The 8758-nt window shown below is 70.3% G+C and carries 11 protein-coding genes and 1 pseudogene; 6 read left to right on the plus strand and 6 right to left on the minus strand.

What is annotated here, in order from left to right; translation table 11 throughout:
* Positions 1 to 158: 158 nt before the first annotated feature.
* The gene (gene priA / locus Q5425_RS01825; RefSeq protein WP_308670266.1) at positions 159 to 896 is read right to left on the minus strand and encodes a bifunctional 1-(5-phosphoribosyl)-5-((5-phosphoribosylamino)methylideneamino)imidazole-4-carboxamide isomerase/phosphoribosylanthranilate isomerase PriA; all 738 of its coding nucleotides are present in this window, start codon (positions 894 to 896) and stop codon (positions 159 to 161) included.
* Between the two features lie 91 nt (positions 897 to 987).
* On the opposite strand from priA, the gene Q5425_RS01830 reads away from it, so the two are divergent.
* Positions 988 to 2088 carry a hypothetical protein gene (locus Q5425_RS01830; protein WP_308670267.1) on the plus strand — a complete coding sequence of 367 codons (1101 nt, stop codon included), beginning with the start codon at positions 988 to 990 and terminating at the stop codon, positions 2086 to 2088.
* 63 nt (positions 2089 to 2151) lie between these two features.
* On the opposite strand, the gene hisH is transcribed toward Q5425_RS01830, so the two are convergent.
* Positions 2152 to 2775 (minus strand): imidazole glycerol phosphate synthase subunit HisH, encoded by a 624-nt coding sequence (gene hisH / locus Q5425_RS01835; protein ID WP_308670294.1) that lies wholly within the window; start codon positions 2773 to 2775, stop codon positions 2152 to 2154.
* A gap of 214 nt (positions 2776 to 2989) precedes the next feature.
* On the opposite strand from hisH, the gene Q5425_RS01840 reads away from it, so the two are divergent.
* Genes Q5425_RS01840 through Q5425_RS01850 form a run of 3 tightly spaced genes read left to right on the plus strand, consistent with a single transcriptional unit; the run spans position 2990 to position 4967 of the window.
* Entirely contained in the window at positions 2990 to 3166 is a 177-nt protein-coding gene (locus Q5425_RS01840; protein WP_308670268.1) for a hypothetical protein, read from the plus strand.
* Between the two features lie 48 nt (positions 3167 to 3214).
* Entirely contained in the window at positions 3215 to 4387 is a 1173-nt protein-coding gene (locus tag Q5425_RS01845; protein ID WP_308670269.1) for an acyl-CoA dehydrogenase family protein, read from the plus strand.
* A 37-nt stretch (positions 4388 to 4424) separates the two neighbouring features.
* Positions 4425 to 4967 (plus strand): NIPSNAP family protein, encoded by a 543-nt coding sequence (locus Q5425_RS01850; protein WP_308670270.1) that lies wholly within the window; start codon positions 4425 to 4427, stop codon positions 4965 to 4967.
* Here Q5425_RS01850 and Q5425_RS01855 read toward each other — a convergent pair.
* From Q5425_RS01855 to Q5425_RS01865, 3 genes are all read right to left on the minus strand, one after another.
* Positions 4938 to 5381 (minus strand): NUDIX hydrolase, encoded by a 444-nt coding sequence (locus tag Q5425_RS01855; RefSeq protein WP_308670271.1) that lies wholly within the window; start codon positions 5379 to 5381, stop codon positions 4938 to 4940. The two genes, Q5425_RS01850 and Q5425_RS01855, sit on opposite strands and share 30 nt — an antisense overlap.
* A 278-nt stretch (positions 5382 to 5659) precedes the next feature.
* Positions 5660 to 6553 (minus strand): transketolase C-terminal domain-containing protein, encoded by an 894-nt coding sequence (locus Q5425_RS01860; protein WP_308670272.1) that lies wholly within the window; start codon positions 6551 to 6553, stop codon positions 5660 to 5662.
* A 2-nt stretch (positions 6554 to 6555) separates the two neighbouring features.
* Positions 6556 to 7248, minus strand: coding sequence for a thiamine pyrophosphate-dependent enzyme (locus Q5425_RS01865; protein ID WP_308670273.1), 693 nt, complete (start codon positions 7246 to 7248; stop codon positions 6556 to 6558).
* A gap of 52 nt (positions 7249 to 7300) precedes the next feature.
* Between Q5425_RS01865 and soxR the strand changes: the two genes are divergently transcribed.
* Together soxR and Q5425_RS01875 are read left to right on the plus strand one after the other, a co-directional pair.
* A complete protein-coding gene (soxR, locus tag Q5425_RS01870; protein ID WP_308670274.1) occupies positions 7301 to 7762 on the plus strand; it encodes a redox-sensitive transcriptional activator SoxR in 462 nt (153 codons plus the stop codon).
* Between the two features lie 33 nt (positions 7763 to 7795).
* Complete coding sequence (locus Q5425_RS01875; RefSeq protein WP_308670275.1) at positions 7796 to 8329, plus strand: RNA 2'-phosphotransferase; 534 nt, start codon at positions 7796 to 7798, stop codon at positions 8327 to 8329.
* Positions 8330 to 8555: 226 nt separating this feature from the next.
* On the opposite strand, the pseudogene Q5425_RS01880 reads toward Q5425_RS01875, so the two are convergent.
* Positions 8556 to 8699 (minus strand): annotated as a pseudogene (locus Q5425_RS01880) (IS256 family transposase); the annotation flags it as partial.
* Between the last annotated feature and the right edge of the window lie 59 nt (positions 8700 to 8758).

An 8758-nucleotide genomic window follows, 5' to 3' on the forward strand; every position in this document is an offset into this window, starting at 1 on the left:
GGCGAGTCCGACAGTCGGTACTCCAGCCCTGAAACGTCCTCAACCCGGTCGAGCGCCACGTCCGGCATCGTAGTGCGGTTCGACGAACTCGCGGTTCGCTACGAGGCGACCGTGCCCATTGCGGCGATCAACGAGTGGCTACGACATCGGAACAGGCTCTAGACCTTCGCGACCGCGGCGAGGGCCTCCGGCAGCGTGAACGCCCCGGCGTAGAGCGCCTTGCCGACGATCGAGCCCTCGACGCCGTCGGACGCCAGGCCCGCCAGCGCGACGAGGTCGGCCACGCTCGACACGCCACCGGACGCGATCACCGGCGCGTCGGTGCGGGCGACGACGTCACGCAGCAGTTCGAGGTTCGGGCCGCGCAGCGTGCCGTCCTTGCTGACGTCGGTGACGACGTAGCGGGACGCGCCGTCGCGGTCGAGGCGCTCCAGGACGTCCCACAGATCGCCGCCGTCGGAGGTCCAGCCGCGGGCCGAAAGCCGGTGGCCGGCTTCGGTGATCCGCACGTCGAGGCCGATCGCGACGCGGTCGCCGTATTCGCCGATGACCCGGGCGGTCCACTCCGGGTCCTCGAGCGCGGCGGTGCCGAGGTTGACGCGGCGGGCGCCGGTGTCCAGGGCGGCCTTCAGCGACGCGTCGTCGCGGATGCCGCCGGACAGCTCGACCTGGACGTCGAGCTTGCCGACGACCTCGGCGAGCAGCTCGCGGTTGCTGCCCTTGCCGAAAGCGGCGTCGAGGTCGACGAGGTGGATCCACTCGGCGCCGTCGCGCTGCCAGGCGAGCGCCGCTTCCAGCGGGCTGCCATAGGAGGTCTCGGTGCCGGCCTCGCCCTGGACGAGTCGCACGGCCTGGCCATCGGCCACATCAACGGCGGGAAGCAGCGTGAAAGTCACGCGGGTAACTGTAGGGCGGCGACCCGGATCACCCGGTCGGCGGGTCGCCGACGGTCCTGACGCAGAGTCGTCCGCCCGTTACGATGCTCACATGCACATGGGGGTCTTACGCCGCTTCGGCGTGTTCGCAACCGTCATCCTGTCGGCGCTCGTCTCGACGCTCCTGCTCGGCGCGTCCTCCGCGCAGGCCGCACCGACACCGCTGGGCAAGCAGAACTGGGTGGTCAGCGTCGCCGGGTTCACCGAGGCGGCGGGCAGCAACTACCTGCGGCTCGGCTACCTCGTGTTCGACCCGGCGAGCAACGCCGTCCAGCACAACTTCTGGACCTGGAGCCAGCGGGACTTCCCCGTGCCGGTCAGCAGCGGCGACGTCTACTACTGCGGCCAGTTCCAGCCGGGCACCAACCCGCGCAACAACTGCCCGATCAAGACCGCGCCCGGGTTCACCGGCGACCCGAACGGCCACTTCACCGGCACCTACGCCTACAACTCCACCACCGGCCAGGCGGCGATCACCTGGACCAGCAGCACCATCAACGGCTCGACGACCGCGGTCAACCTCGGCGAGACCTGGGCGGTCTCGGAGCTGCACCCGGGCCTGGGCCGGATGGAGCTGGTGAACGACACGTACTCGATCACCGGCGGCTTCGCCTACGGCAGCAACGCCACGCTGGCCCAGACCGGCAAGGCGTCGATGGCCACCATCCGCGCCACGCAGCGGACGTACCTGTACGAGGCGCACAGCTGGAACAACAACAAGATCACCACCCTGCGCCGGGGCGCGGCGGGCAGCGGCAGCTTCGGCGTCGGCCCCACGTGGAACGCCTGCACGGACGGTTCGTGCCTGGGCTACGTGCAGAAGAACGCGGGGTGCGACGCGGCGTCCTGCTGCGGGAAGCCGGACGCCGCGGGGTACGACGCGTGCGTGCAGAAGCTCGCCGCCAGCGGCGACCGGCGGTTCTACTACCTGACCGGCGACCTGGGCGGGCGGCGCAACAGCTACGAGTTCTGGTGCGAATGCCTGTCCTACGACGGTTGTTACCTGCTCAACAGCCACGTCCGGCCGCTGCTCCAGGTGATCGACGACGCGGGAGCGTTCCAGGGCTGGGTCGGCGCCGAAGTCAGCCCCGACCGAAGCGGCGCCCGGGTGATGGACGGCGAGTACTACGGCAGTTTCGCCATGGTCGCCTGACCGGGCCCCCAAGCCGTCACTTTCGTAGGGAAAGTGATCCGGAGGGCGTCTCCGGTACCCGGGTCAGCTTGCGACGAAGTCCAGCCAGTTGCGCAGCAGGTGCGCACCGGCGTCACCGGACTTCTCCGGGTGGAACTGGGTGGCCCACAGCGGCCCGTTCTCGACCGCGGCAACGAAGTCCTCGCCGTGGTGGGCCCAGGTGACCTTCGGTTCCTGCCCGGGCAGGCCGTCCAGTTCCCACGTCCGCGCGGCGTAGGAGTGCACGAAGTAGAACCGCTCGTCGGGATCGAGGCCGGCGAAGAGCTGCGAGCCGGCCGGCGCGCGCACGGTGTTCCAGCCCATGTGGGGCAGGACGTCGGCGTGCAGCCGGTCGACGACGCCGGGCCATTCCCCGGTGCCCTCGGTCTCCTCGCCGTGCTCGACACCGCGGGAGAAGAGGATCTGCATGCCGACGCAGATGCCGAGCACCGGCCGCCCGCCGGCGAGCCGCTTGCCGATGATCCGGTGCCCGTGCACGTCCAGCAGCCCGGCCATGCAGGCGGAGTAGGCGCCGACACCGGGCACGACCAGGCCGTCGGCTTCGACGGCGGCATGCGGGTCGGCGGTGACCTCGACGTCGGCCCCCGCGCGCGCCACAGCGCGTTCGGCGGAGCGGAGGTTGCCGGAACCGTAGTCGAGGATCACCACACGAGACACGCCACCCAGCGTAGCCGCCCGCCTCGGCGACGCTCGACCGAATGGCCGTCCGTCACCGTGGGCGCCGGACGGGCCGCTTATCTGCCACGAAAGCCGCATCAAACGGAAAAATCTTGAAGAAGGCCGTTTAGCTGTCCCGCGTCGCGGGTATCAAGTCACCCGATCGTGTGGGCGCTCCGCCCGACCGGACGCCAGGGAGGCGAAGATGGCCGAGGACGATCTGCTGTCCCAGATGCTGCACGCCTGGCGCGACGACATCGAAAGCGTGCCGTTTCCGCAGTTCGGCGAGCTGCTGATCCCGCGCCAGCAGGTCCGGCCCCGGTGCAATCCCAGCGCGTCTGCTGCCCGCGTGACGAACGCCACGCGGAGGACAGACGCCTGACTGTGGTTTCCTGCGGTGGCCGCACCGACGCGTCCCCCGGGAGCCCTCATGACCCGCACCCCTGACCCGCACGACTTCCTCGACCTCGACGCCGGGCTCGCCGAAGAGGAACGCGCCATCCGCGACGCCGTCCGCGCGTACGCCCAGGACAACCTGCTCGACCACGTCGCCGGCTGGTACGAAACGGGCGCGCTCCCGGCCGCGGAGCTGGCGAAGGGCTTTGGCTCGCTCGGCCTGCTCGGCATGCACCTGGAGGGCTACGGCTGCGCCGGCACCAGCGCCGTCGCGTACGGCATCGCATGCCGCGAACTGGAAGCCGTCGACTCGGGGCTGCGCAGTTTCGTGTCGGTGCAGGGGTCGCTGGCGATGTACGCGATCCACAAGTGGGGCAGCGAAGAGCAGCGGCAGGAGTGGCTGCCGCGGATGGCGACCGGCGATGCGCTGGGCTGCTTCGGGCTGACCGAGCCGGACGCGGGCAGCGACCCCGGCTCGATGCGGACGCGTGCGGTGCGCGACGGGTCCGACTGGGTGCTTTCGGGCACGAAGATGTGGATCACCAACGGAACCGTCGCCGACGTCGCCGTCGTCTGGGCGCAGACCGACGACGGGATCCGCGGCTTCGTCGTCCCGACGTCGACGCCGGGCTTCACCGCGAACGAGGTCAAGCACAAGCTGTCGCTGCGGGCGTCGCTGACCGCGGAACTGGTCCTCGACGGCGTCCGGCTGCCTTCGTCGGCTGCGTTCCCCGAGGTCCGGGGCCTGCGTGGGCCGCTGTCCTGCCTGAACGAAGCCCGCTACGGGATCCTGTTCGGCGTTGTCGGCGCGGCGCGCGCGTGCTACGAAGCCGCGTTGGAATACACGCTGTCGCGTTCGCAGTTCGGGAAGCCGCTGGCGGGGTTCCAGCTGACCCAGCGCAAGCTCGCCGACCTGATCGTCGAGGTCAACCGCGCCGGGCTGGTGGCGCTGCAGATCGGCCGCCTGAAGGACGCCGGGCAGCTGCACCACAACCACGTCAGCTTCGGCAAGATGGCGAACGTCCGGTCGGCGATCGAGGTGGCCCGGACGGCCCGGTCGATGCTCGGGGCGAACGGGATTTCGCTGGAGTACCCGGTGATGCGGCACATGGCGAACCTCGAGACGGTGCTGACGTACGAGGGCACCGAGGAGATGCACGCGCTGTCGCTCGGCCAGGCGGTGACGGGGCTGGCCGCGTTCCGCTGACCGGTTTTTGTCGGTGGTGGCCGCTAGCGTTCGCGGCATGACTTTCTCCGACTTCGAAACCGTGGTGGAACTGCGGCGCTACACCCTGCACCCGGGCCGGCGCGACGAGCTGATCGAGCTGTTCGAGCGCGAGTTCGTCGAGCCGCAGGAGGCCGCGGGCGCGCACCTGTTCGGGCTGTTCCGGTCCCGGGCGTCGCCGGACGAGTTCGTGTGGCTGCGCGGTTTCCGCTCGATGGCGGCCCGCAAGGAGGCACTGGAGGAGTTCTACGGCGGCCCGGTCTGGAAGGCTCACCGCTCAGCGGCGAACGAGACGATGATCGACTCCGACAACGTCCTGCTGCTGCGCCCGGTCCACCGCGGCCTCGCCGCGCCACCCCCAGGCGAAGGCGTGCACGTGACGGTGTCGTCTCCGGCGCCCCCACCGGAGTCGGCGTTCGCGGCGTTCGAGACGGAGCCGTCCCCGAACAACTTCCCCCGGCTGCCGGTCCGCTCGGACGGGCCGTTCTCGGTGTGGTTCAGCCGCGTCCCGACGGGGTCGTCGGTGGAGCTGTCACCGACTGCCCGGTCCCTGCTCCGGTGAGAGGAGTTCGATGAGCCCCGAGGGGTAGAGGATCTTGCTGCCGTCCCGGAAGTCGCGGACGTCGACCCACCGCGCGGTGGCGGGGTCGTCGAGGATCGGCATCTCGTCGCGCCGGTAGAAGCTTTCGTCGGCGAACCGGGCGTCGAAGACGAAGGCGATCTCGTGGCCGGCCCGGCCTTGCCAGCTGAAGACGTTCTCGAGCACCCCGAGCCGATCGCCGACTTCGATCTCGGCACCGAGCTCTTCACCGAACTCGCGCCGGAGGGCTTCCTTGCTGCTCTCCCCGAACTCGACCCCACCCCCGAGCGGCCGGTAGTAGGTCTCGTCCTTGACGTCGTCGCGCCCTTCGAAGACGAGCAGCGCGTCGCCCCGCCAGATGATCCCCAGCGCGAGCGGCCTGATGGTGAGCCCCATGGGGATCACGCTATCGGCCCGCAGCTCGTGAAGCACCAAGGCACCTCGGCGAAGGCCACGATCCCCGCAGCGGGAACCGCCGAGGGCGAGCTGTTCCGCTCGCGCGCGGGTGATCGGTTCTCCGGGCTGTACGCCGCGAGGGAACCACTGCGGGCCGCGCTCGAGTTTTCCGGCCACCTTTCGCACTCGCGATCGCATCGTGCCCACCCGGCGGCCGGACTCCGGCGTTCGCTACGAACACCCCGTCGCCGGTACCCCCAGCACCGGCGACGCTCCTCCTACTCCCCCAAAAACTCCCTGATCGACAACCCCAGCGCGCCGGCGTCCAGCCCGTGCGCGAGGTCGTGGTCCGCGATCCCGCCGTACGTCCGCACCTCCACGTCGCGCCGGACCCCCAGCGACTTCAACCGGTGCGGCACCGCCGAAAGCGCCTCCGCCACGCAGTGCGCCGACGTCCCCGCCAGGTACGGCTCCACGAGCACGACCGAAGCGGAAGCATCCGCCACAGCCGCCCGCAGACCGGCGCCGTCGAACGGGCGGATCGTCGACGCGTACAGCACCGTCACGTCCAGGCCCGCCGACGCCCTCAAGACCCGGTCCAGGACCGGCCCCACCGCCACCACCACCGCGCGAGAGCCCTCCCGGAGCCTCGTGAACCCCACCCCCAGGTGCGGGGAAGCGTTTTCCTGCTCCGAAAGCCGCAGGTAGACGCGCCCGTCGCCCGGGATCGACTCCAGCAGCAGCCGCCGGGCCTCCTCCGGGTGGCCCGGCACGTGGACCGTCCAGCCCGGCAGCGAATCGATCAGCGCCACGTCGCCCGGGGACTGGTGCGTGCGGCCCGCCGTCGACATGTCGTACGAAGCGCCCCACGACACCAGGACGCCGCCCACCTCCTGGTGGGAGAAGTCCAGCTTGATCTGCTCGAACGCGCGCTCCACCAGGAAGGACGGGAACGTGTGCACGATGGGCCGCAGCCCCGCGAGCGCCAGCCCGGCACCCGTGCTGACCAGCAGCTGCTCACGGATCCCGACGTTGATCACGCGGTCCGGGTGCCGCCGCGCGGCGCCGGCGAGCTGCGCGGCCGAGATGTCGGCCAGCACGACCGCGACGTCCGGGTCGGCGTCGATGATCCGCTCGGTGGTGGCGAGGAAGGTTTCCCGCATCGACAGCATGTTCAGCCCTTCGGTTCGACGACGGCGACCACGGCCAGCGGCCGGCCGGGGTGGGCGGTGGTGAAGGCGTCGTACAGCGCGTCGTGGTCGCGGCCGGACACCGTGCGGGCCTCCCAGCCCTCGACGGCGAAGCGGCGGGCGATCCCGCCCGGCCAGCCGAGCGTCGACGACTGGTTGTCGATCACCACCGTGGTCAGGTTTTCGAGGCCGTCGCGCGCCGCGACGACGATCGCCTCGTGGTTCGAGCCCTCGTCCAGCTCGGCGTCGCCGACGAGTGTCACGACCTTCGCCTGCGTCAGGCCGCGGGCCCGCAGGCCGAGCGCGGTGCCGAGCGCGATCGGGAGGCCGTGGCCGAGCGACCCGCTGGAGATCTCGACGCCGGGGATGCGCCGCCGGTCGGGGTGGTAGCCGAGCCGCGACACCGGGTCGGACCACGTCGGCAGCTCCGCCTCGGCGATGAAGCCTTTGGCCGTGAGCACGGCGTAGTACGCCATCGGTCCGTGCCCTTTGGACAGCAGGAAACGGTCGCGGCCGGGCTCGCGGAAGTTCTCCGGCGAGATGTCGAGCACGCGGTCGTAGAGCACCCACAGGACGTCCACAGTGGACTCCGCGGCGGCGGTGTGCTTTTCGTCGCCGGTCATCAGCGAAATCAGCCGGGGCAGGTCGGCGTAGCCCGGTTCGGTCACGGTGGTCATGACACGACGATGCAACCTCGACTAAACTCGAAGTCAAGGATAGCCTGACCAGGTGACCAGGCTCGCTGAACATCTCAGCATCGGACAGGTGGCGGACCGCAGCGGGGTTCCGCACACGGCACTGCGGTTCTACGAGGAGAAGGGGCTGATCAGCTCGGAGCGGTCGGCGGGCAACCAGCGCCGCTACGCCCGCTCGGTGCTGCGCCGCATCGCGTTCATCCGCGCCGCGCAACGGGTCGGGCTCTCCCTGGAGGACATCAGCGCGGCGCTGGCGACGCTGCCGGAGGACCACGCCCCGACGAAGGCCGACTGGGCGCGGCTGTCCCGCGACTGGCAGCACGAGCTCGACGCGCGGATCGACGCCCTGCAACGGCTTCGCAGCCGGCTCACCGGCTGCGTCGGCTGCGGGTGCCTCTCCCTGCGCAGCTGCGCGCTGTACAACAACGACGACGAGCTCGCCCGCTTCGGGCCGGGCGCCGGAAAGCTGCGCCCCGCGGTCGAGGGCGGCATCTAAACCGGTTGCGCGCGGGGAGATGCTGGAGAGGCAATGAACGAGAAAGAAATGATCCGCATCTCGAAGCGGCTGGCGCGGCACCTGCGCCACGACCCCGCCGCCCTCGGCCTCACCCTCGCCCCCGGCGGCTGGGTCGCCGTCGACGCCCTTCTGCGCGCGCTCTCGATCACCCGCTCGCAGCTGGACGAAGTGGTCGAGAAGAACAACAAGCGCCGCTTCGCCTTCGACGAAACGGGAACGCGCATCCGCGCGAGCCAGGGCCACAGCGTGGCGGTCGACCTGGGACTGCCGGAGGCCACCCCGCCGGACGTGCTCTACCACGGCACGGTGGCGAAGTTCCTCGACGCGATCTTCCGCGAGGGCCTGCGCCCGATGAACCGCCACGCGGTCCACCTGTCGACCACGGCGGAAACGGCACGAACGGTCGGCGCCCGCCGCGGCAAGCCGGTGCTCCTCCGGATCGACGCCGCCGCAATGGCCGCGGCCGGCCACGCGTTCCAGGTGAGCGCCAACGGAGTCTGGCTCACCTCCGAGGTCCCCCCGCCCTACCTCACCCGCCTCGCCTGACCCGTGTGACCCCTCCAGTCACGCATGATACCCCGCCAGTCACGCGAGATACCCCGCCAATCACGCGAGTCCCGCCCCCAATCACACGAGTCCCGCCTCTAATCACGCGAGTTCCGCCTCCAATCACACGAGTCCCGCCCCTAATCACGCGAGTCCTGCCCCCGATCACACGAACCGACCCGCCCGGAAGGGTCTATCCCGTGATCGGTGTTTCCGGCGTTGTTGATCAGTAGGTCTCGGCTCCCGGCCAGCGGTCACTGAAGGTGATGGCGAACGCGTTGATCACTGGCTTCCAGCGCATCGTCCATCGGGCGCGGCCGGTCCCGGTCGGGTCCAGGCTGCGAGTCACAAGGTACAAGCACTTCATCGCAGGGTGGATTCAGCTGGTCAGCGCAACACCGGGTGGATTGCTGTCTGGCTGTGAGAGTA

This window comes from Amycolatopsis sp. A133, from assembly GCF_031082405.1.
Classification (GTDB): domain Bacteria; phylum Actinomycetota; class Actinomycetes; order Mycobacteriales; family Pseudonocardiaceae; genus Amycolatopsis.